This is a genomic window from Paraliobacillus sp. X-1268, assembly GCF_003426095.1.
In the GTDB taxonomy this organism is placed as follows: Bacteria; Bacillota; Bacilli; order Bacillales; family Amphibacillaceae; genus Paraliobacillus_A; species Paraliobacillus_A zengyii.
This window is the reverse complement of the sequence record NZ_QJSK01000024.1, coordinates 1-22,406: the sequence shown is the minus strand read 5'-3', so window position 1 is coordinate 22,406 and position 22,406 is coordinate 1. Positions and strand designations below refer to the sequence as shown.

Sequence of the window (22,406 nt, the reverse complement as noted above, 5' to 3'; positions counted from 1 at the left end):
ATTACAAACCTCCCAAGGCTGTCAGCATCGGTGTGAACTTCATCATTGTTTCTTCATATTCCTCTTCTGGAATTGAGTCTTTTACAACACCGCACCCAGCAAACAATGTTGCTTTTTTATTCTTAACGACTGCAGAACGAATTGCTACAGCAAATTCTCCATTTGCATACGCGTCCAACCAACCAATCGGAGCGCCATACCAACCACGATCCAATGATTCAAATTCCCGAATAAAAGTCAATGATGCTTCTCGCGGTAAACCACCTAATGCCGGTGTCGGATGAAGATCACTTAAAACATCAAATATCGTGAAGCCTTCCTTGAGTTTTGCTACCACGGGTGTATATAAATGTTGTAAGTTCTTTAATGGATAAACAACTGGTTCATCGGGAATATCAATTGCTTCAGAGTAGGATTCTAATGCTCCACGAATCATATGAACAACATGATTATGCTCTTCTCTATTCTTCTTATCTTCCCATAGCGCCTGTCCAATTTTTTCATCTTCTTCTTTTGATTTGCCACGCGGTGCAGTTCCTGCTAAACACGCTGAAAATAACTGTTGATTATCAATACGTACTAATCTTTCTGGTGTCGCACCGACAAAACAATCCTGTTCTTTTTCAATCGCAAAAACAAAACTTAATGTTTGATTACTTGTTAATTCTTTTAAAATAGAAACAATAGCTGGCGCTTCAGCAAAGTCCACTTCCATTTTTCTTGCTAATACAATTTTAACCGCTTGTCCTTGATTAATTTTCTCTGTCGCTTGTTTCACCAGTTGTTTCCACATTACTGCATCGCTCTCCAATTTGTTTTTAAGAATTGGTAGCTCATGTTCTAGTTTACGTGGCGAAATAAGTATATCTTTTTGTTTTTCAATCTCGTCTCGTAACTGTTGATTCTGATCTGAGTCTTTTATTTGCAAATTAACCGTGAAATAAAAATCATCTTTGTCTTTCGTTAACAAATAAGTAGGCACGCGAAAATAGCTACCATTAAAATTATCCCATAGTGGTGTTTTGCTACTGGTAGTATCAAACGGAAAAGCACCAATCGCGATTGGACCTGTGCCAGGCTGTTCATACTCATTATAAATAATAGCTTCTTCTAAAAGCTTTTTCCATTGATTTTCAGTATTTTGATAATAATCATCATCTGCATGCATAGAAATTGCTGTTCCAGCACCAACTAAATAAAAATCATCTGGTACGCTAGCCCAAAATAAACGATTTCCTTCTAGATACTTTGCTTGTTCAAAAAAAACATGCGGATCAACTGGATCAATTTTTTCTGTGAAACTTAGCATTTGTACAGTATTGTTATTTATCTTTGCTTTTTTTATTGCCTCATCTAATAAAAGATCTAGTTGTTTTTTTTCTATTTCAATCATGTGTGCTTACCCTCCAATAATGATAGGGGTTATCTATTAAGGCATTGATCCATAATATTACGATATATCTATTCACTATTTTTATTAACTTAAAACTTTCCCCTTTTATATTTTATGCTGTTTTTCAATCTTTCTCAACAATCATGATTATTTACCAATAATTTATTATTCAATTTGATTGACACGACTTCTTTCCTTCTCTAAACTTATAATGATATTATAGATTATATTAGCGTAATTATCAGGTTTAAAGACAAGATAATAAAAAGAATTTGTGCGTTAAACGTTAGTTAGGAGAGAAATAAGGATTATGCAATCATTACAAAATAATACCATAAAATCAACTTTGAACGAAAAACCAGGTTTTCATGTATGGTGGAGGCTACTTCGTCCACATACTTTAACTGCATCTTTTGTTCCAGTATTTATCGGGAGTATGTTAGCTATACTAGATGGCTCAATTAATTTCTTGCTTTTTTCTGCCATGCTTTTAGCTGCCATGCTTATTCAAGCAGCAACGAATATGTTTAATGAGTATTACGATTATGTACGCGGACTCGATAACGAAAACTCTGTTGGAATCGGTGGAACAATCGTCCGTGATGGAATTGCAGCCAAAACTGTATTAACTCTGGCTTGTAGTTTCTTTGCATTCGCCATGTTATTAGGTGTTTATATTTGTTTAGAATCTAATTGGTGGGTTTGTGCTGTCGGTCTGTTTTGTATGTTAATTGGTTATTTATATACCGGTGGGCCATATCCAATTGCGTCCACACCGTTTGGAGAAATTGTTTCTGGATTTTTCATGGGTACAATGCTAATCGGATTTAGTTATTTCGTACAGACAATGGAAATATCAAGTGACATGCTTTTAATTTCCATTCCTGTAGCGATATTTATCGGGCTAATTATGCTTTCTAATAACATTCGTGATTTAGAAGGTGATAAAGCGAATGGTCGTAAAACAATCGCTATCTTACTTGGGCATGAAAAAGCAGGCAAATTGCTTGGCTCATTATTTTCTATTAGTTACCTTTTGACTATACTATTTATTGGTGTTGGACTTCTACCATTATGGTCAATAATTACATTACTGAGCATAAAAAAAGCGAAACAAGCTATAAATGGATTTAAAGGAAAAACCACAAACGTCGAAATGATTCCAGCTATGATAGCAACGGCACAGACGAATACAATTTACGGCTTTCTACTAGGTTTATCTTTGTTAATACAGATCTTTATTCCTTTTTCTTTATAACAAGTAGTAAATATTAAACAAAAGCAGACATTGAAATTGTGTCTGCTTTTTTCATAAGAAAGGTGGTATTTAAATGGATTTAGATGGAACATTAATGCAAGCATTGGAAATGGAAGTTATGATAAGTCAGGCAGATCTAGTTGAAATTAAAATGCCTGTTAACGAAAAAACACGCCAACCAATGGGTTATTTACATGGCGGTGCAAGTGTGGCACTAGCTGAATCAGCGGCAAGCATCGGCGCCTTATTAAATGTTGATCCGAGTAAATATAATATTTTTGGAGTTGAAATAAATGCTAATCATATAAAAAGCAAGCAGAATGGTTGGGTGATTGCTCGAGCAAAACCTGTACACATTGGTAGAACAACGATGGTATGGCAAATTGATATTATAGATGAATCAGATCAATTAATTGCTACCTCACGCTCTACAATAGGAATTGTAGAGAAACGATAATTTTTAATTGATTGAATTATTCCGTTTTATTCGTTTATCTGTGTTTTCGACCGATTCGAGCTGTGTTCGCTCGATTACAGTATACAACTGAAAAAGCTGGCCTCCCTTTTCAGGGAAAGCCAGCTTTCATTTTATATTTTTTATCCTATCATTGCCTTTTTCTGATCAATCCATGGTTTAAGCTTAATAAATAACGGAACAAAAAGCACTGCTAGAATAATTCCCTTCACGACGTTAAATGGTAAGACACCAACGATAACTGTACTTAACTTCACTGTACTACTCATTGTTTCCCAGCCCATAAACCAGCTATACGCTGGTAAAATAACAAAGTAATTTAGGACACTCATGCCTAAAGCCATCACGACAGTACCAGTTGCCAAACCTGAAACGAGACTCTTATTTCCTTTAAATTTATGATATAACATCGATACAGGAACAACGAATAACACGCCAGCGATAAAGTTTGCAACTACTCCAATTGGATCTCCAGCACCTGTAAAGATTAAATATAATAAGTTTTTAATTGCTTCGACAATTATCCCAGCCATAGGTGTAAACAATAGTGCTGCGATTAATGCCGGAACTTCACTAAAGTCAATTTTTAAATATGGTGGTAAAAAAGGTAATGGAAAGTTAATAAATAATAATACCAATGAAATTGTACCTAATAGAGCAAGAATAATTAATTTTAATAAGTTTGATGATTGCGATTTAGTTGTTTGCAATCTCAATTCCTCCTTCATCTTTATCGATTCTAATCTTGATGAAGGCAGAGCAATACTTTAGACATTATAAAAACCCTAAAACCAAATGGGGGCTTTTAGGGTTTACACATATCAAGAAATAAAGGTATATAAATATACCAAATTTTGCTCCTTATCTTCTCCCATCCAGACTTTAACTGTCGGTCCCGGATTTGCACCAGGTCCACCACTATGAAAGTGGGTCACGGACTAAAAGCGATTTAACGCTTATCACCGTCGGTCGGGAATTACACCCTGCCCCGAAGATAGAATCGATATTTAATTAATTATATTATACAATAAGTTAAAAAGTTTGTGAAGTCTTTTACATGTGTTTTTTTTCACAAAGTTCATATTTCATAAAAATACTTTTATTCATCCAAGGGATTTAAGCTTTCTTTCCCTGTCATACCTGCAATCATCGCAACTAATAAATCAATTTCTTCATCGATATCTTTAATACTCGCCGTTTCAACGGGAGAATGCATATAACGTAGCGGTAAGGAGACTAGACTCACTGGTACTCCACGACCAGTTAAGCGCATTTTGTCAGCATCTGTTCCTGTCATGCGGGGAGTCAGCTCATACTGCACGTCCATATTTAACTGTTTTGCAGTTTTCTCTAATAAGATATTCATTTTACGATTAATTGGTGCACCTTTCGCTAAAACTGGGCCACCATCTAACCGAATATCACCATGTTTGTTTTTATTAACACTTGGATAATCAGTAGCGAACGTTACATCACAAGCAATCGCCATCGTCGGTGCAATTCCTGCTGCTGCAAAATAAGCGCCACCCATGTTCGTTTCTTCATTCACTGTACTAGCCGCATAGACACCTACCTTTAAATCTTTATCAGAAAGTCTACGCAATACCTCAGCAACGATAAATGCACCTGTACGGTTATCTAAACCTCGTCCAGTTATGTACCGATCCATCAATACTTCTGGTTCGCGTTGATAAACCGCAAGATCACCAATTTGCACAAATGCTGCGATTTCTTCTTTTGATTGTGCACCACAATCTATAAAAAGATCTTCCACATCAAAGTCACCTTTTATACCACCATGATGTTGAGCGTTAACACCGATAACACCAGTGATTTTCTTGCCATAACCTAAAACATCTACCTTCATGCCAACAGCCGCTTTTGGATTAATTCCACCCATTTTATCAAAATATAAAAAACCTTGTTCATCTAAACGATTGATTACAAGTGCAATTTCATCACTATGACCAGCTAATAAAATTTTAAAATCAGCTTCTTTATTCAACACACCTATTACGTTACCTGCATGATCTGTCATGATCTCATCAGCAAAAGGCTCAACATAACGCATCCATTTTTTTTGAATCTCCATTTCCATACTTGATGGAGATGGTGTTTGTAATAGTTCCATTAAAAACTGTTGTCTCTCTTTTTCCATTTTTGTATGACCTCCTAAATAATCTATTATCATCATATCAAATTTTTTGGTAAATACTAATCTTTAACTTTAATTTTTGGATAGGAAGTGAGAAATTGCACCTTTATAAATTTTGGCAGTATTATTTTCGTTTACCTAGTTTACTACGATTACTAGCGACAGTATTCGTACTAATGTTTAGCTTTGGGCTCCTTATACACTTAATCGAACCCGAGCACTTCACTACTATTTTTGATGGGATTTGGTGGGCATTTGTAACAGGATCAACGGTTGGTTATGGTGATTATATCCCATTAAGCACATTAGGAAAAACACTTGGCATTCTTTTAATTCTAACTGGTGGAGGGGTTGTAACTTTTTATATGGCAACCATTTCGGCTACAACAATCAAACAAGAAGAGTCCCTTTCAAAAGGTGATATTACATTTAAAGGAGAAAATCATATTATCTTCATCGGTTGGAATGAACGAACAAGACAGCTACTCGAAATGATGCATAAACATCATAAGAAGGAGGAGTTTGTCTTAATTGATCATTCGCTAAATCAACTTCCCTACAAAGACCATAACCTTCATTTTATTCATGGTGATCCAACAGCTGATGAAGTCTTACAAATGGCTAACGTGCAGGCTGCTAAATATGCAATTGTGACAGCTGATCCTGCAAAAAAGGAACGTCAAGCAGATCAAACAAGCATCTTAACAACAGTAGCATTACGTGGAAACAATTCAACTATTCAAATCATCACAGAAATACTTACAAAAAGCCAGATTTCTAATGCGAAACGTGCTGGTGCAGACGCAATTATACGTTCCAATGACTTTATGAGCACCTTGTTTTATCATGAAATCTTTCGAACATCATCAGTACAACCATTCGAATTATTACTAGAAATACTATCGAATCAACAATTTTCTCAATGTGCTTTACCTGAAAAATTAGTAGGAAAAAACTTTTTAGAAGTATCCGATTACTATGTTTGCTCAGAACGCTTACTTATCGGAATAATTTCTAATGGGGAAGTGCAATTAAATCCATCTTTTGAACAACCTTTAACTGAAAAAGACACACTTCTTTTGTTAGAAGGCATGTAAAAAGGCTCTCAATTTAATGAGAACCTTTTTTACTATACCTTATAATCTTTTCTCTAGTTCTTCTTTTTCTTTTTCAAACCCTGGCTTTCCAAGCAATGCGAACATATTCTTTTTATATGCCTCAACACCTGGTTGGTCAAATGGATTAACACCTAGTAAATAACCACTAATTGCACATGCTTTTTCAAAGAAATAAACAACATACCCAAATGTATAAGCATCTAATTTAGGTAAATGAACAATTAAGTTTGGTACTTGACCATCTGTGTGTGCAAGCATCGTACCCTGGTAGGCTTTTTCATTTACAAAATCAACTGTTTCACCAGCAAGATAATTTAAACCATCTAAATCTTGTCCATCTTTTTCAATCGTAATTTCAGATGGAGATTCAAGTACATGTAAAACTGTTTCAAAAATATCACGGCGACCTTCTTGTACGTATTGTCCTAATGAGTGCAAATCAGTTGAGAAGTTTGCTGAAGAAGGATAGATCCCTTTAAAATCTTTTCCTTCACTTTCACCAAATAATTGTTTCCACCATTCAGAGAAGTACTGTAATGATGGTTCATAATTAATTAACATTTCAATTGTTTTCCCTTTATTATATAACACATTACGAACAGCTGCATATTGGTAAGCAGGATTCTTATCCATATCTGGTTCACTTAAGTCCTGCTGCGCTGCTTGTGCACCTTTCATCATTGCATCGATATCAACACCACTTGCAGCTATTGGAAGTAAACCTACAGCTGTCAAGACAGAATAGCGACCGCCAACATCATCAGGAATGATAAATGATTCATACCCTTCTTCAGTAGCCAATGTTTTCAAAGCACCTTTTGCTTTATCTGTTGTTGCATAAATACGGCCTTTTGCTTCTTCCACACCATATTTTTCTTCTAAAAATTTACGGTAAATACGAAAAGCTAAAGCAGGTTCTGTTGTTGTACCACTTTTTGAAATAACATTAATCGAAACATCTTTATCTTTTAATAAATCAAATAAGTCATTCATATATTTTGAACTAATACTATTACCAACAAAAATAATCTGAGGCGTATCTCGTTGTTCTTTAGGCAACGCATTATAAAAAGAATGAGTTAACATTTCAATGGCAGCACGTGCACCTAGGTAAGAACCACCAATTCCAACTACTAACAAGACGTCAGAATCTGATTTTATTTTTTCTGCAGATTTTTTAATTCGTGCAAATTCTTCTTTATCATAATTTTCCGGAAGATCTATCCATCCAAGAAAATCACTTCCAGCTCCTGTCTGGTTATGTAACATATCATGCGCCAATTTTACCGGTTCTTTTAAATAATCTAATTCATGTGTACCGAAGAAAGATAACGCTTTATCATATTCAAAACTTACATGTGTCATTCTTAACCCTCCATTTTTTATTAACTTTTACTATACTAAATGTACCTAAAGATACCAGTTAAATCAAGTAAGAATAATAAGTAAGTGTTAGGAATGGTGACATTGTAAAGAAAAATATCTTTTATTCATTAAAAAATACTTCGCTTCGCATATTTTCGGCAAAATTAGTTAGGCTATAGAAGAATTAAAAAAAAGGAGGAGTTTATTTGAACACGATACAACGTATTACATTACTTCTTATTATAGTTGGTGCAATTAATTGGGGACTTATCGGATTGTTTCAGTTTGATTTAGTCGCTGCTATTTTTGGAGGCGGCGAACAAAGCGGTGCATTTGCACGTGTAATTTATACGCTAGTTGGTATTAGTGGGCTAGTTTGTATATCATTGTTATTTAAACCATCTGAAGAAACAGTTGGTGCTAGAAGTCCCCAACCCGAAAAATAAATATTTAAAAAAAGCCTTTCAGAATTCTGAAAGGCCTTTTTTCTTATTTTACTTTTTGTTAAAAGATTGTGAGCGTTCTTCGGACTGTTCAATCCACTCGTTTAATTTATCTTTTAATGTGTTAAAACCAGCTTCGTCTTGTTGTTGTTGCTGATATTGCTTAAAGTTTCCACCTTGAGCTTGTGCTTTACTTGGTTTTTCCTGCTGTTTCGGTGCTTCTTCTGTAGCGCGAATAGATAGTGAGTATTTATTTTTAGCTTCATCAATAGATAAGATTTTAACTTTCACTTCATTACCTACTGCAATAAACTCATTAATGTCTTTAACAAATCCGTGTGTTACTTCAGAAATATGAACCAACCCTTGAATCTGATCATTTAATGCTACAAAAGCCCCGTATGGTTGAACACCGGTTACTTTTCCATCTACTACTTGACCTTCTACAAACTTCTCTGACATGCTAACAACTCCTATTTTTTAATCTCATTGCATCTACTATTTAGACTTATGCTTGTATTTACTATTTTCCTTACACGCAATTATTAATTTTAACATAACTGTCATAAATAGCACAATATAATTTTTATAAAAATAAAAAATGAGGTTTAATATACTTATATTAAGGTAATAATAATCTATGTAAAGGTAAGACTTTCTCGTATTCCCCCTGTAAAAGCAAAGCGCTCGTTTAGGCTTTGCTTATTTTTTTGTTCACCTCACTTTAAAAACTTTTCGCAAAGTAGACCCTATGTGTAATTTAACGTGACTACTTTTCATTTTTAAATGATTTTTAAAGAATCGAAGTTTTTTCCTAATCATGATATAATTTGTAAAATATCGATATCTTTTTAAAAGGAGGAAGTTGTATATGTCATCATTATTTGAAAAGTTGCCCAAAAGAGAAAATACCCGCTCGGTAAAATGGGATAGTGTCAAAGCATTGTACGGAGCAGAAGATGTACAACCAATGTGGGTGGCCGATATGGATCTTCCCATTGCTGAACCAATAAAAGACGCATTGGTAAACAGAGCGGAACATGCAATATTTGGATACACGCTTACCGACGATAAACTAAACCAAACAGTAAAAGATTGGCTCCTTCGTCGACATAATTGGGATATTAAAAAAGAATGGATTATTTACAGTCCTGGAGTAATTCCCACTTTACATATGGCGATCTTAAACGTAACAAATCCAGGAGACAGTGTGCTAATTCAAACACCTGTTTATCCACCTTTTTATGATATTGTTAAAAGTCATGACCGCAAGTTAGTGACAAATCCACTCCAATACAAAAATGGAGCCTACGAAATTGACTTTGATGATTTAGAAACTAAATTCAAACAAGGAGTAAAAGCGTTTATTCTTTGCAACCCACATAATCCAGTAGGAAAAGTTTGGTCAAAACAGGATTTGGAAAAAATAGCTGCACTTTGTTTACAATATGACGTATTCATTTTATCAGATGAAATACATGCTGATTTAATTTATGATGGTAACGAGCATATTCCAATGGGCACTCTTTCAAAAGAAGTCAATAATCGCACAATCACGTGTATGTCACCTACCAAAACGTTTAATTTAGCTGGATTAAATGTTTCTTATGCGGTAGTTCCAGATAAGGATATTCGAGTGGCAATGCAAAAGGAATTCAGAAAATACGGCATGACAATGTTAAATGCTATGGGAATAACTGCACTCGAGGCTGCTTATACAGATGGTGAGGAATGGTTAGAGGATCTACTGACACTCTTACAACATAATCGCAACATTCTGATAGAAGCGTTTCAAGAGCGATCAGAGATAACCGCAATCCGCGCTGAGGGTACTTACCTCATTTGGCTTGATTGTACGAATATGGGGCTTACTCATACGGACTTAAAGAAATTCATGCAAGATGAAGCCAAAGTTGGTTTAAACGACGGGATTTCATTTGGTGAAGAAGGTGAAGGGTTTATGCGTATGAATATTGCAAGCCCAACAGCTTATGTACAAGAAGGTATTAACAAAATTATAGCCGCATTAGATAAAAGATAAAGAAGAAGAGTAGTACATTGGATGTACTACTCTTCTTCTTTTTTGTTTTCTGTTGGATCTGTAGGTGCTTCATCATTTTTTGCTTCTTCTACAGTAATCAATCCACAGGCAATCCGTTCTCCTGCATCACCTGCTGGTTGCGTTACACCATCATCTTGTTTCGCATGAATAATAAGTGATGTTCCATCACCTTCGAGTAAAGATTTCTGACCCTCGACTAAAGTAGCGCCACCAATAAGTAATTCAGCTTCAACTAAGCCATCATCTTCAGCCTCAATATTAGGCATATCACCTAAATGTGCACCTTCTGGAGACATTAGTCCATGCTCTTTGTTTTCTGGGTTATAATGATTTCCCGCAGATTGGAAATCAGGTGACTCACATTTAGCATATTCATGAATATGTATTCCATGTAAGCCTGGTTCTAAACCTTCTACAGAGACTTCAACTGAGACACCTTCTGGCTTTTCGGTGAGTATCGCCGTACCTATCGCATCATTTGAGCTATTATACATTGTCACTGTCAGAGGAGAATAATCATCCTGTTGACAAGCCACTAAAGCAAGTAAGCAAATCAAAAATAAACTGGATTTTTTCATCTAATAACAGCTCCTTTTCATGAAATTCGCTGATTATCAGTATATCCAGGTATGGTATTCTCTAATCAAATTGAGTTAGAAAATTAATAGATTTGTTTCTCATCTTTTGAAGTAGGAACACGTAAATCTTTTTTCTTTGGTAGCGGTTTTCCATACACCTTATTTGTTATTTTCGGAGCCCAATCAAACAAAAGCATGCCAATAAAAGCCGCACCTATAATATAAATTCCGCTTAATATTTGAGCTGTTCCTGTTGCAACTGTAGCAATAACTACTGAAAATTCACCCCTTGCGCATAAAGAAAGACCGGCTCGCAATGATACTCTTTTTGATAAGCCATACCATCTTCCACCAATTACACCGACAAGCACCTTAGAGAATACGGACCATATGAGTAAAGTCAGTAATAAAAGTGGCATCGGAAATCCTGCACCTAATTCAATAGATGTTCCAAAATATAAAAAGAAAGTCGGTAGTAAAAGATTTCGAATTGGAATAACTGCATGTTCCACTCTCTCAATCTTGCCTATTTCAGCTAACATCATGCCTGCTAAAAATGCACCTAATACTTCTGAAAGATCAAGCAATAATGCCAGTCCACCAAATGAAACAGCAATTCCTATTAGTAATGCGAATTTAAAGTCCTCGTCGTCTATTCTTTCAATAAATGTTCCAAAACGTTTGAAGAGCGTTTTACCAAGTAAAATTGCAAGTACAATAAGTCCAATAACTTTTAATAGGATAAAGGCTAAATCCGATGGAACAAATTCTCCGCCACCTACACTCATTCCAATTAAAACCGCAATAATAATTGGGGCAACTAAATCCTCAAAAATCAAGACAGCTAAAATAAATTCCGTTTCCTTATTTGCCATTCTACTTTTATCATCTAACAGTTTGGCTGTAATTGAGGAGCTTGTTGCATAAGCCACCCCACCAACTAAAAAGGCGTTAAATAAACTCATTCCAAATCCAAATGCTATAAGTGTAGACACACCAAGGCTTAAAACTACATCCAATAAACCCGATGTCCAGATTTTTTTCGCAATACTTCCAAGCCTATTTATACTAAACTCTAATCCTAATATAAAAAATAAAAGAACAATTCCAATTTCACTAACAAAGTGCAAAATTTCATTATGACTCAATTGATCAGCCAAAAGTACGCCAAATAAAATATAAAGAATAACACTTGGAAAATTTATTTTTAAACTTAAATAACCCAAATAGAATATGCCAAGTAAAACAAGACCTGCTACTAGTAAAGTTGGAAAATCACTTAGCACAACCGAATCATTCCTCTCCTTTACACAATGCTTCTAACATTGCTAATTGATCTTTTTTACCAATTGCCATCAGCACATCTCCTGGTTCTAGGATATGGTCTGCTTCCGGGATTGCAATCATCTCATCCCCTTGGACAATTCCAATAATTGTTGTACCTGTTCTATTTCGGATTTCTGATTCTTCAATTGTTTGATGTGTAATCGATGCTTTATCTGTTAAGGTGATGTAATCAATCACAATTTGTTTTTTAAACATCTTTAATTGATGTGCATTAACAGGTTGGTATGTTGCCCCCAACAATTGGGCTCCTAATTCTCTTGTTTCATCTGAAGTAAGATCCATTGCAAAATCCGCTTCATCACCGTCCACATCATCAAAAAAATATAATTCGCGCTTTCCAGTATGATGTACAATAACCACAAGCATGCTATCTTCAGCAGTCTTCAATGTGATTTTTTGGCCAATACCTGGAAGCTGCGATACAGAAACATTCATATCTCACACCTCTTATATTTTCAAAGTTATCCTTGGTTATTAGTATACCATATCAATTATTTCCCAAACAAAAAAGCTAGAATATACTCCTAGCTCCAAGTTTCTTACTCACCTAAGTGTTCTTTAATTGTATCTGAAATCCCTTGAATCGCTTGCTCTTCATCCGTACCATCTGCAGTTATTGTAACTTCTGCACCTTTAGGAACACCAAGTGACATAACACCCATAATCGACTTTAAGTTAACCGCTTTACCATTAAAATGCATTTCAACATGAGACTCATATTGTCCAGCTTTATTTACTAATAACGTTGCAGGTCTAGCGTGGATACCTGTATCATCTGTAATTTTAAATTTCTGTTCTTTCATTCTTTTCTCCTCCAATTTATAAACGTTTTCATTTATCTTTATACAAAATATTCCACTAATTAAAAACTGTGGAAGTGTTACTTAAATATATTATATACGAAAACACAATCGGAAGAAACAAAAAAACGCAATATTTATAAAACGATTTCATTTTTATTCCTCTTATATGATTAGCATAGTCACTTTTGCGAAATTTGTATTCGACTTATTGTTACGTTATTATTAATATTATATAGTGAAATGATTTATAGGAGGCAGAAAAATGAGTGTACATATTGGAGCAAAACAAGGTGATATTGCAGATAAAATCCTATTGCCAGGAGACCCATTACGCGCTAAATATATTGCAGAAACATTTTTAGATAACGCGTTTTGTTATAACGAAGTCCGTGGAATGTATGGCTATACTGGTACATATAAAGGAGAAAGAATTTCCGTACAAGGAACTGGTATGGGAGTGCCTTCAATATCTATTTATGCCAATGAATTAATGCAAAGTTACAATGTACAAAAGTTAATTCGTGTAGGTACATGTGGGGCCATTCAAAAAGATGTAAAAGTCAGAGATGTTATTCTTGCTTCAACATCTTCAACAGATTCACAAATGAATCGTATGGTGTTTAACGGCATTGATTATGCACCTACTGCGAATTTTGAACTACTTAAGAACGCATATGATACTGGTATAGAAAAAGGCTTGCATTTACGTGTAGGAAATGTCTTCACAAGTGATAGTTTTTATCGCGATAACGCTCCAGAACTATTAGAACTATTAGCAAAGTATAATGTACTAGCGATTGAGATGGAAACTACTGCATTATATACACTAGCAGCTAAATTTGATCGTCAAGCTCTTTCTGTTTTAACTGTTTCTGACCATATTATAACAGGGGAAGAAACGAGTGCAGAAGAACGTCAAACAACATTCAATGAGATGATAGAAGTTTCACTTGACGCAGCAATAAAATAGAAATCAGAAAAGGATTACGTCGTTCTCTCACGTAGTCCTTTTTTATTATCTATCGTTAACCACATAAAATTCAGGTTGACAATAGGTTGTGGATCTTTTATGATCTGTGCAGGAGGTGTCGTATGAAAAGATTAACTGCACTTGATATTACATATGGTAGTGTTTTTGTTTGTTTAATGGCAATTGGCGCAAACATAGCTATTTGGTTCCCCTTTTTAGCAATTCCGATTGGTGGCGTTTCTGTACCATTGTCATTACAAACCTTTTTTGCAATTATGGCTGGACTCTTATTAGGTAGAAAACTAGCAGTGTTATCGATATGCGCTTATATATTAATTGGTATTGCAGGTGTACCTGTATTTGCAAATATGCATGCTGGATTATTTGTTTTATTTGATTATACTGGTGGTTTTATATTATCTTATATTTTTGTAGCTTATGTAACTGGTTGGTTAACGGAAAGACAAAAAACAGTGCGATTAGGATCATCATTTAAAATTGCACTTATTGGTGTAATTATTAATTATTTAATTGGCGTTCATTACATGTATCTAGCCATGAACACCTGGCTAGGGTTAACCATTTCCTATTCGATAACTTGGCTAAGTATGATACCGTTTTTCGTAAAAGATATAGGAATAGCAATTATTGCAGCTTTTCTCATTATTAAAATAATAGATCGTATACCTAAACCAACTATTCGATCTGCCTAAAAAGCAATGCTTCTTTCTTATACAAAAAAACAGATTGATTCCGTTCAATTAATTGCTGTGCTATAATAATAGTTATAAATTTGTTAACAGCTATGAACAAATTTAAACTTAAAGGTACAAATGAAAGGATGAATATCGGTTGGCTTTGTTTGAAAATTTCCCATTGTGGGCAGCCTTAATTTCAATTATCTTCGCACAAGTGGTTAAGATTCCAATTCATTTTATTGCAACAAAAGAATTTAATCCAGGTTTAGCCTTTAGTACTGGTGGGATGCCGAGTAGTCATTCTGCAGCTGTTGCTGCTGTTACAACTGGAATTGGTATAGAGCACGGTGTGTCTTCCGGTTTGTTTGCTGCAGCTTGTGTTTTTAGTATTATTATTATGTTTGATGCTACTGGAATAAGAAGACAAGCTGGTGAACAAGCTATTATTTTAAATATGCTCGTCAAAGATTTTAATTATTTTATCGAAGAAGCTAAGGTCTGGTCAAAAAAAGAAGAATACCAGAAAAAAGAAGAGTTAAAAGAATTACTCGGGCATCAGCCCATTGAAGTTTTCTTTGGTTGTATGACAGGTATTATACTTGCACTAATAATTTATCCACTCTTTTAAAGTAAAAAGAGGTTACCTAGTATTAAATGTATAAATGTAAGGCTTAAAGATAGTTGGGATAATTATCCCAACTATCTTTTTTTATAATTTCGTAAATTTTGCAGAGTGAATTAAGAAATATTCCTTTTTAAGCAAGAAAGCCTCGCATTCAAAATTGAAGTTGATTTAGTGCTCTTTTCGTATGCATCATTGCATTTTACCTTACGTACTTGAGAGAAACTGCGACGTAACATTCTTTATATAAATTGCAATACAACAGAATTCATGCCCCGCTCCTCAAGCGAAATGGGTTCCCTTTCCGCAGGCACGGCTTCAGCTAACTCGGAAACAAAGAACGTTTCCGAGTGGATCTTCAGCCCGTGCTGTTCCTGCAGGAGTCTCGCCCATTTCGCTTGATCCGCTGGATATGCGTTAAAAGTAATACGTGGTCTACTGATCATAAATTTTAATTGTGCTTATGACAACAGCTATTCAGGTTATGCTGATTGATTGTAGCGTAGGACAGTCGACTCCTGCGGGAAAAGCAACAGCTGAAAATCCCGCAGGAAGTGCTTTTTGCTTCCGAGGAAGTTGAAGCGTTGGGTCTGCGATTACTCGACCCATCGAAAAGACTTGCCCGCGGAAAGCGACTGACCGAAGCGAAAATCAACATGGCGGTTTACGTCACAGTTGATGGTTATATCGTCGTAAGATTATTTCTGAGAAGTTGAATCATCCAGTTGAGTTAAATAATTAGTTCATTATGAAATTCCGCCAAAAAAGCCTGTATCGTAGATTCTCAAGTAATCATTGATACAGGCTTTATCTATCGATAGCTCGTTTCTCTTACTTGAAAATTCTAGCCACCGATATTCTTTAACTCTCTTTTACTTGATCTCTGAAAACTTGTAAAGATTCATTTTCATTTAAACTTTTAAGTGTTTCTTTAGCAAGTACCCCTGTTCCTTTTTCAATCAAATAAACTTCTACATCTTTCTTACCCCACTTTTGATACACATCTTCAACTGTAGGATAATATAAGTCAATTTTATTTCCCTTGATTGCTCCACCTTTATCAGCCACAACACCATATCCATAACCAGGTATATAAAGAATAGATCCTATTGGATAAACTGTTAAATCTGCAGCAATAGTAGAATATAAGTCTCTCGTTACTTCGACACCAGAATAAGTTATCCCATATTGTGGATGATCTGAAGTTTTACCAGTCGACTCAACTCCTGCTGTATAACCCGTAGCTATAACGGTTTCGCTTGGGTATGCCTCAAGATCAATCGTATCTTCTAATTTATCAGGAATTACTACCTGTTCACTAGATATATACGATTGTTTTGGTTGTTTATTATTTAATTCTTTTTTTGTTAATTCTACTTGTTTAACAGGCTGTTCTGTGATGGTTCGTGTGAGTGAATTATCATCTTCCATTCCCTCTAAAAATTCTTGTGCGGAAACATTCGTCATTGCTGTTAGCGTTGTGAGACATGCCGCAAAGAAAACAAATGTCATGCCAAATCGTCTTAAACAGGTTTTAAACCAAACCATTTTTATTACACCCTCTCTGGGTGTCAGCTTTACCAAAATGATTTGATTTTATACATTGTTTCAAAGAAAACCAGTTTATTTACTTAATGAAAGAGTTTAAACTTTCCTTTTTTGAATAAGAGCGACCAACCACCAATTTGATATAAGACTCGATTATCAATAATCTGCTTTAAAATTATTGCTTCCTTACCAAATATTTTTCTGTTATTCAGTATACTTCCGATCGCATCTTTTCTTCCTAAAGAAGCAATTGTTCCGCGGTCCTTAAAATAAAATGAATCTAATTTGGAATCACCTTTTAATAATTTCACTAAATTACTTGCACAAAGTTTAGCTTCTTGTATTGTCATTTGGGCAGTTGGAGGATATATATCACCGTCCTCAGAAAAAATCAGTGCACAATCACCTATCACAAAAACATTATCATAGCCTGGTGCTCTTAAGTCTACATTAACTTTAACACTACCCTTTTCATTTGAAATACCCGATTTCTCCATCAGTTTATTCGCACGAACACCTGCTGACCACACAAAGGTGGAAGCTGGTATCTCTTCCACTGCCCCTGCTTTTTCCACAACAATATAATCACGTTTAACCATTTTCACCTTTGTTCCTAACCGAAATTCAACACCACGCTCTTCTAAATAGTGCATCGCATATTCTCCAAGTTCAGGATCAAATCCTGGCATAACAGTCTGTTCAGCTTCAATTGCAATGATTTTTACGTTTTCCTGATCTACATCATATGTTTTACATAAAGTAGGTAGTTGATCTGTTAACTCTCCTAAATACTCTACACCTGTAAATCCACCTCCACCAACAATAATTGTTAATGGATACGTATTTGTTCCAGTGTGTGTGTATGTAGCAAACTGACTTTCTACCTGTTCTCTTAATACTCTAGCTTGATTAGCAGTTCCCATTGAAAAACTATACTCTTTTAATCCAGGTATTTGGAACGTTTCCATCTCAAATCCTAATGCCACAACAAGATAATCATAGTTCAATTCTGTCTGCAGTAAATTAATTTTCTTTTGATCTACATCAATATGCATTACAGTATCTTGAATAAATTCAATCTTACGTGGATCAATCAACTGATCAATGGCTATTTTTGTTCGCTCGTCAGCTAAGGTACCAGCTGCGTTTTCATGTAACCATGTTGTCTGATAATGATAGGCATGTTTATTAATTAATTGAATAACCGCATCATCTTTTTTTAACTGCTTTTGTAGTGTTACTGCGGTCATAATTCCTGCGTAACCTGCACCTAATATAACTATTCTCGACTTTCCCAATGTGTCACTTCCATCCTATACATTCCTTGTCACATTTTCGTAATATTTAATCTAAACTCATCTTAGATGGTTTTAGTCGATTTTTCAACCCACCTAATCACTTTATTTAAGAACTGAGATTTCTATTTTAACAATAAAGTATGTTAAAATATTTATGTCTACATATGTTTTCAATATAGGAGGAATCAGGAATGACTGATCAACACGTTTATGATATTACTATTATTGGTGCGGGACCTACCGGGCTATTTACTGCCTTCTACGGTGGACTTCGACAAGCCAGTGTTAAAATAATTGAGAGCTTACCACATATTGGCGGGCAACTTAGTGCACTATATCCAGAGAAATATATTTATGATGTGGCTGGTTTTCCTAAAATTGGAGCGCAAGAACTTGTAAATAATTTAAAGGAACAACTTGATATGTTTGATCCTTCTATTGTCTTAGATCAAGAGGTACAAGAAGTTGAACGACAAGAGGACGGATCGTTTAAATTAACAACACAGACAGAAATACATTATACAAAAACCATTATCATTACAGCAGGAAACGGTGCATTTCAGCCACGCAAATTAGCTTTAAAAGAAGCAGAGGCATATGAAAGTCGTAATCTACACTATTTTGTTGATAACATGATGAAATTCAAAGGAAAACGTGTGGTATTATTTGGTGGTGGAGATTCTGCAGTTGATTGGGCATTGATGTTGGAATCAATCGCAGCTGAAGTAACACTTATTCATCGTCGTGATAAGTTTCGCGCACATGAGCATAGTGTTGAAAAATTAATGAATTCAAATGTTCGTATTTTAACTCCTTATGTACCTGAAGCACTTATTGGAACAGATTTGATCGAACAAGTTAGAGTAAGCGAGGTAAAAGGCGATAATGAAGTTATCATTGATGTCGATGATGTAATAGTTAATTACGGGTTTATTTCGTCACTGGGTCCAATCAAGAGTTGGGGAATGGATATTGATAAAAATAGTATTGTTGTTAACCCAAAAATGGAATCAACTGTTGAAGGTATTTATGCAGCTGGTGACATTTGTACATATCCAGGAAAAATCAACTTAATAGCAACAGGATTTGGTGAAGGTCCAACCGCCATTAATAACGCGAAAGCTTATATAGAACCAGACGCTCGTGTCCAGCCAAAACATTCAACTAGTTTATTTGAATAAATAATGCCACCCATGTGGGTGGTATTTTTAGTTTGACAATGCTCTAGTTCAATAATAATGCGTGATACAAGGAAATAAATGAATAGTATGCTTCTTCTTGGATAATTTATAAAAAAGAGTTGTATCTAAGGAGGGCATACAGTGCAAGCACAAATTGATAATTTTAATAAAATAAAAACATTGCAAGAAGAAGTAGCAAAACTCCAGCATGAATATTGGATTACCTATAGTAGTATTGACACATGGCAATTTTGGTTAATGGTTATGATGCTTATTCTACCATTAATAGTACTACTTATCGCAATTGATAAAACTAAGCTATTCCTTATTTTATTCTTTACATTTAATATCCATGTTTGGTTTGCCTATATCGATTCCTTCGGTGTAAGAAGAGCTTTTTGGGAATATCCATATTCTCTAACACCATATTTTCCGTTTAGTCTGTCACTAGATGGCTCATTAGTTCCTGTCGCATTTATGCTAGTTTATCAGTGGTCGCTTAATAAAATGAAGAACTTTTATCTCTATTCGACTGGTTTGGCTGCGCTCTTTTCATTTGTCTTTAAACCCTTTTTGGTAAGCATAAACCTTTTTCATCTAAATAATGGTTTTAATTACTTTTATCTATTCCTCCTCTATTGTTTACTTTTCTTAGTTTCGATAGCTATTACAAACTTCTTTATAAAACTAAAAAAACTGCCTAATTAATAGTGTTAGTAACAATCACTATCGATTAGGCAGTACTTTTTGTATTGGACTCGTTCATATTAACAGTCTCCTGGTGTACCTTCTCGGTCTTTGGCTTTAAATGAAGAGCCACAACCACAGGATACAATGGCGTTCGGATTATCGATCGTAAATCCGCCACCCATCATGTTTTGCTTGAAGTCAATTGTTGTACCTTCAATTACAGCTATGTCCTGTTTAAAAATAGTTAATGGTATACCGTTAACTTCTTCTGTTGTATCTAAATCTTTATTAATATCATAATCAAAACCTAGAGAATAAGAAAGACCACTACATCCCCCACCTTTAACTCCAAAACGAAGGCGAACCGTTTCCTGGTCCTCTTCTTTTAACATCTCTTCTATTTGTAAACGAGCATTATCTGTAATGTTTAAGACCATTTTATTACCTTCCTTCTCCATAATCATTATCTTCAAGTATACTAATAAATAGTGATTGATTCAAATATAGTGAATGATTCACCTATTCCAAATAAATACACCTTCAATAGTAGTCTCTGCTTTTCCTTTCATCCATACATGGTTATCCAATCCCCAACGAATAAATAAATCACCACCACTTAAGTGGACTGTCACGACTTCGTCTTTAGTAGCATGACCATTAAGAATTGCAGCAACTGCTGCAGCACAAGCACCTGTACCACAAGCTTGTGTAATTCCCGATCCACGTTCCCACACACGAAAGTGCATTTCTGTTTGATTTATAATTTCCACAAATTCTACATTAACACCTTCAGGAAAGCGATGATCATGTGTAATAATCGGTCCAAGATCACTTAATGGTGCTTCCTCAATATCATCTACAAAAAAGACTGCATGTGGATTCCCCATTGATATAGCAGTTAATTGTAAAGGATGATGACTAACTTGAAAATCTTCTAATACAACTTGTGCATCGTCCTCACCTATCATTGGGATTCTTTTACGGTTTAAAATAGGCTCACCCATATCAACCGTTACTTCTTCAACTAAATCTTTGGTTCCATGAACTTCAGCAGTTACATTGCCTGCTTTTGTTTCTATCTCAAATGTTTTTTGCTTAACTAATTGATTTTCAAAGGCATATTTTGCAACACAGCGAATGCCATTTCCACACGTTTTTCCCTCTGAACCATCTTTATTAAAAATACGCATACCAACCGGTGCTTGTTTACTAGGATGAATTAAAATCAAACCATCTGAACCAATTCCAATATCCTTATTTGCAACAGTAATTGCCAATTGTGGTAGACTCTTTTCATCAAGTTGTGTATCAAATGTATTAATAAATATATAGCTATTGCCTAATCCATGCATTTTCGTAAATGGTATTCTCATCGTTACCTCCACTGTTGGCTCATCATGCACCAAAGTATTTATATCTTATTATACAAACATATTCAGTGTTATGCTATGCATGTGCATTAATTCGTTGCTCGATTTGCTGATAAACCACTTTAATCCGTGGATCACCTTCACATACAAACTGATCATCGATAACAATAATAGGGTAAAATAAATTATCCTTTTGTATCTGATCAATCCAGTTTTGCTCTTTGCTATTATTTGTCTGCTTAAATATATCTACATATACATATTCAAAATCATCAAAGTTAGGAAATTTTCTAGGTACTGCTGCTTTTATCCAATCAAATGTCTCTTTAGAACTTGGGGCATTTATGCAACTCGAACATATTTTTTCTGCACCATATACTGCTATTGTAATTGACATTTCTCTCACACCTCACTGTAACAAATTTCAATTAAAATTATTAATTCTATTTTACAAAACATTATTAAAAAGGTAAAATAGATATAACTAAAAAAGTAAATCTCCAGAATAGATTTTTGATAAAAACATGTTATACTGTTAATGAAAGTAAGAAAGGGGAAGATGGATGATGCAAGAGCAAGTACAAGAAGTATTAAACAAATTACGTCCATTTTTACTACGTGATGGTGGCGATGTTGAATTAGTAGATGTTGATGAAGGTATTGTACGTCTTCGTTTAATGGGAGCATGCGGGAATTGCCCAAGTTCAACAATCACATTGAAGGCTGGTATAGAGCGCGCATTAATGGCTGAAGTTCCAGGCGTAGCAGAAATTGAACAAGTATTTTAAAACTATAGATGATAAAAAAGAGGCTGGGACATAACTAGCCAAAATAACGAAAAAGATTCCGATCATCTTAGGAAGATGGTCGGAATCTTTTTTTGTTGGATTATTTTCAGGATTTGTTGCACCATGCGCATGCTTAGCCGTGTACTTTCTCAAGTTCACCGCCATGAATGCAAATCCTAATTCATTTTCCACTTTCTTCTTGCCTCTTACTGACATACGAGTGAAACGCAAATTAGCCTTCAAA

The 22,406-nt window shown here is 34.9% G+C and carries 25 protein-coding genes, 1 pseudogene and 1 riboswitch; of the genes and pseudogenes, 11 read left to right on the top strand and 15 right to left on the bottom strand.

Annotation, left to right across the window (positions count from 1 at the left end; translation table 11 throughout):
• Window position 1: 1 nt before the first annotated feature.
• Window positions 2-1,393, bottom strand: a complete 1,392-nt coding sequence (locus tag D2K62_RS16715; protein ID WP_112181708.1) for an isochorismate synthase — start codon at window positions 1,391-1,393, stop codon at window positions 2-4.
• Between the two features lie 310 nt (window positions 1,394-1,703).
• On the opposite strand from D2K62_RS16715, the gene D2K62_RS16710 reads away from it, so the two are divergent.
• Entirely contained in the window at window positions 1,704-2,651 is a 948-nt protein-coding gene (locus tag D2K62_RS16710; protein WP_117161801.1) for a 1,4-dihydroxy-2-naphthoate polyprenyltransferase, read from the top strand.
• 73 nt (window positions 2,652-2,724) lie between these two features.
• Window positions 2,725-3,108 (top strand): PaaI family thioesterase, encoded by a 384-nt coding sequence (locus D2K62_RS16705; RefSeq protein WP_117148907.1) that lies wholly within the window; start codon window positions 2,725-2,727, stop codon window positions 3,106-3,108.
• 140 nt (window positions 3,109-3,248) lie between these two features.
• On the opposite strand, the gene D2K62_RS16700 is transcribed toward D2K62_RS16705, so the two are convergent.
• Entirely contained in the window at window positions 3,249-3,836 is a 588-nt protein-coding gene (locus D2K62_RS16700; RefSeq protein WP_232824100.1) for an ECF transporter S component, read from the bottom strand.
• A gap of 149 nt (window positions 3,837-3,985) precedes the next feature.
• Window positions 3,986-4,126: riboswitch (FMN riboswitch) on the bottom strand.
• A 99-nt stretch (window positions 4,127-4,225) separates the two neighbouring features.
• Window positions 4,226-5,284, bottom strand: a complete 1,059-nt coding sequence (locus D2K62_RS16695) for a M20/M25/M40 family metallo-hydrolase (RefSeq protein WP_117161800.1) — start codon at window positions 5,282-5,284, stop codon at window positions 4,226-4,228.
• Between the two features lie 95 nt (window positions 5,285-5,379).
• Here D2K62_RS16695 and D2K62_RS16690 point away from each other — a divergent pair, with 95 nt between their 5' ends.
• Window positions 5,380-6,378, top strand: a complete 999-nt coding sequence (locus tag D2K62_RS16690; protein ID WP_232824102.1) for a potassium channel family protein — start codon at window positions 5,380-5,382, stop codon at window positions 6,376-6,378.
• Between the two features lie 39 nt (window positions 6,379-6,417).
• On the opposite strand, the gene D2K62_RS16685 is transcribed toward D2K62_RS16690, so the two are convergent.
• The gene (locus D2K62_RS16685) at window positions 6,418-7,764 is read right to left on the bottom strand and encodes a glucose-6-phosphate isomerase (protein ID WP_112181713.1); all 1,347 of its coding nucleotides are present in this window, start codon (window positions 7,762-7,764) and stop codon (window positions 6,418-6,420) included.
• A gap of 206 nt (window positions 7,765-7,970) precedes the next feature.
• Here D2K62_RS16685 and D2K62_RS16680 point away from each other — a divergent pair, with 206 nt between their 5' ends.
• Window positions 7,971-8,210 (top strand): DUF378 domain-containing protein, encoded by a 240-nt coding sequence (locus D2K62_RS16680; protein ID WP_112181714.1) that lies wholly within the window; start codon window positions 7,971-7,973, stop codon window positions 8,208-8,210.
• Between the two features lie 48 nt (window positions 8,211-8,258).
• Here D2K62_RS16680 and yugI read toward each other — a convergent pair whose 3' ends face one another.
• Window positions 8,259-8,669, bottom strand: a complete 411-nt coding sequence (yugI, locus tag D2K62_RS16675) for a S1 domain-containing post-transcriptional regulator GSP13 (RefSeq protein ID WP_112181715.1) — start codon at window positions 8,667-8,669, stop codon at window positions 8,259-8,261.
• A 409-nt stretch (window positions 8,670-9,078) separates the two neighbouring features.
• Here yugI and D2K62_RS16670 point away from each other — a divergent pair, with 409 nt between their 5' ends.
• Window positions 9,079-10,248 carry a MalY/PatB family protein gene (locus D2K62_RS16670; protein WP_112181716.1) on the top strand — a complete coding sequence of 390 codons (1,170 nt, stop codon included), beginning with the start codon at window positions 9,079-9,081 and terminating at the stop codon, window positions 10,246-10,248.
• Window positions 10,249-10,274: 26 nt separating this feature from the next.
• Here D2K62_RS16670 and D2K62_RS16665 read toward each other — a convergent pair whose 3' ends face one another.
• The 4 genes from D2K62_RS16665 to D2K62_RS16650 all read right to left on the bottom strand — a co-directional run bounded on the left by D2K62_RS16665 (window position 10,275) and on the right by D2K62_RS16650 (window position 12,997).
• Entirely contained in the window at window positions 10,275-10,847 is a 573-nt protein-coding gene (locus D2K62_RS16665; protein WP_117161799.1) for a superoxide dismutase family protein, read from the bottom strand.
• 83 nt (window positions 10,848-10,930) lie between these two features.
• Window positions 10,931-12,133, bottom strand: a complete 1,203-nt coding sequence (locus D2K62_RS16660; protein WP_112181718.1) for a cation:proton antiporter — start codon at window positions 12,131-12,133, stop codon at window positions 10,931-10,933.
• 7 nt (window positions 12,134-12,140) lie between these two features.
• Window positions 12,141-12,629: a cation:proton antiporter regulatory subunit gene (locus D2K62_RS16655; protein WP_112181719.1), complete on the bottom strand. Its 489-nt coding sequence runs from the start codon at window positions 12,627-12,629 to the stop codon at window positions 12,141-12,143.
• Window positions 12,630-12,733: 104 nt separating this feature from the next.
• Complete coding sequence (locus D2K62_RS16650) at window positions 12,734-12,997, bottom strand: phosphocarrier protein HPr (RefSeq protein ID WP_112181720.1); 264 nt, start codon at window positions 12,995-12,997, stop codon at window positions 12,734-12,736.
• Window positions 12,998-13,259: 262 nt separating this feature from the next.
• On the opposite strand from D2K62_RS16650, the gene deoD reads away from it, so the two are divergent.
• The 3 genes from deoD to D2K62_RS16635 all read left to right on the top strand — a co-directional run bounded on the left by deoD (window position 13,260) and on the right by D2K62_RS16635 (window position 15,293).
• Window positions 13,260-13,967, top strand: coding sequence for a purine-nucleoside phosphorylase (gene deoD / locus D2K62_RS16645; protein ID WP_112181721.1), 708 nt, complete (start codon window positions 13,260-13,262; stop codon window positions 13,965-13,967).
• A 122-nt stretch (window positions 13,968-14,089) separates the two neighbouring features.
• The gene (locus D2K62_RS16640) at window positions 14,090-14,680 is read left to right on the top strand and encodes a biotin transporter BioY (protein WP_112181722.1); all 591 of its coding nucleotides are present in this window, start codon (window positions 14,090-14,092) and stop codon (window positions 14,678-14,680) included.
• Window positions 14,681-14,819: 139 nt separating this feature from the next.
• Window positions 14,820-15,293 (top strand): divergent PAP2 family protein, encoded by a 474-nt coding sequence (locus D2K62_RS16635; protein WP_112181723.1) that lies wholly within the window; start codon window positions 14,820-14,822, stop codon window positions 15,291-15,293.
• 855 nt (window positions 15,294-16,148) lie between these two features.
• Here the strand turns inward: D2K62_RS16635 and D2K62_RS16630 are convergent.
• Together D2K62_RS16630 and D2K62_RS16625 are read right to left on the bottom strand one after the other, a co-directional pair.
• Window positions 16,149-16,835, bottom strand: a complete 687-nt coding sequence (locus tag D2K62_RS16630) for a 3D domain-containing protein (RefSeq protein ID WP_112181724.1) — start codon at window positions 16,833-16,835, stop codon at window positions 16,149-16,151.
• An 83-nt stretch (window positions 16,836-16,918) separates the two neighbouring features.
• A complete protein-coding gene (locus D2K62_RS16625) occupies window positions 16,919-18,133 on the bottom strand; it encodes an NAD(P)/FAD-dependent oxidoreductase (protein ID WP_112181725.1) in 1,215 nt (404 codons plus the stop codon).
• A gap of 191 nt (window positions 18,134-18,324) precedes the next feature.
• On the opposite strand from D2K62_RS16625, the gene D2K62_RS16620 reads away from it, so the two are divergent.
• Window positions 18,325-19,314, top strand: coding sequence for an NAD(P)/FAD-dependent oxidoreductase (locus D2K62_RS16620; protein ID WP_112181726.1), 990 nt, complete (start codon window positions 18,325-18,327; stop codon window positions 19,312-19,314).
• A 141-nt stretch (window positions 19,315-19,455) separates the two neighbouring features.
• A complete protein-coding gene (locus tag D2K62_RS16615) occupies window positions 19,456-20,022 on the top strand; it encodes a CBO0543 family protein (RefSeq protein ID WP_112181727.1) in 567 nt (188 codons plus the stop codon).
• Between the two features lie 59 nt (window positions 20,023-20,081).
• Here D2K62_RS16615 and D2K62_RS16610 read toward each other — a convergent pair whose 3' ends face one another.
• The 3 genes from D2K62_RS16610 to D2K62_RS16600 all read right to left on the bottom strand — a co-directional run bounded on the left by D2K62_RS16610 (window position 20,082) and on the right by D2K62_RS16600 (window position 21,771).
• A complete protein-coding gene (locus tag D2K62_RS16610; RefSeq protein ID WP_112182750.1) occupies window positions 20,082-20,441 on the bottom strand; it encodes a HesB/IscA family protein in 360 nt (119 codons plus the stop codon).
• 78 nt (window positions 20,442-20,519) lie between these two features.
• Window positions 20,520-21,377: a diaminopimelate epimerase gene (gene dapF, locus D2K62_RS16605; protein WP_112181728.1), complete on the bottom strand. Its 858-nt coding sequence runs from the start codon at window positions 21,375-21,377 to the stop codon at window positions 20,520-20,522.
• 73 nt (window positions 21,378-21,450) lie between these two features.
• Window positions 21,451-21,771: a YuzD family protein gene (locus D2K62_RS16600; protein ID WP_112181729.1), complete on the bottom strand. Its 321-nt coding sequence runs from the start codon at window positions 21,769-21,771 to the stop codon at window positions 21,451-21,453.
• A 166-nt stretch (window positions 21,772-21,937) separates the two neighbouring features.
• On the opposite strand from D2K62_RS16600, the gene D2K62_RS16595 reads away from it, so the two are divergent.
• Window positions 21,938-22,162, top strand: coding sequence for a NifU family protein (locus D2K62_RS16595; RefSeq protein WP_232824104.1), 225 nt, complete (start codon window positions 21,938-21,940; stop codon window positions 22,160-22,162).
• On the opposite strand, the pseudogene D2K62_RS19215 reads toward D2K62_RS16595, so the two are convergent.
• Window positions 22,115-22,406 (bottom strand): annotated as a pseudogene (locus tag D2K62_RS19215) (IS5/IS1182 family transposase); the annotation flags it as partial. The gene D2K62_RS16595 and the pseudogene D2K62_RS19215 sit on opposite strands and share 48 nt — an antisense overlap.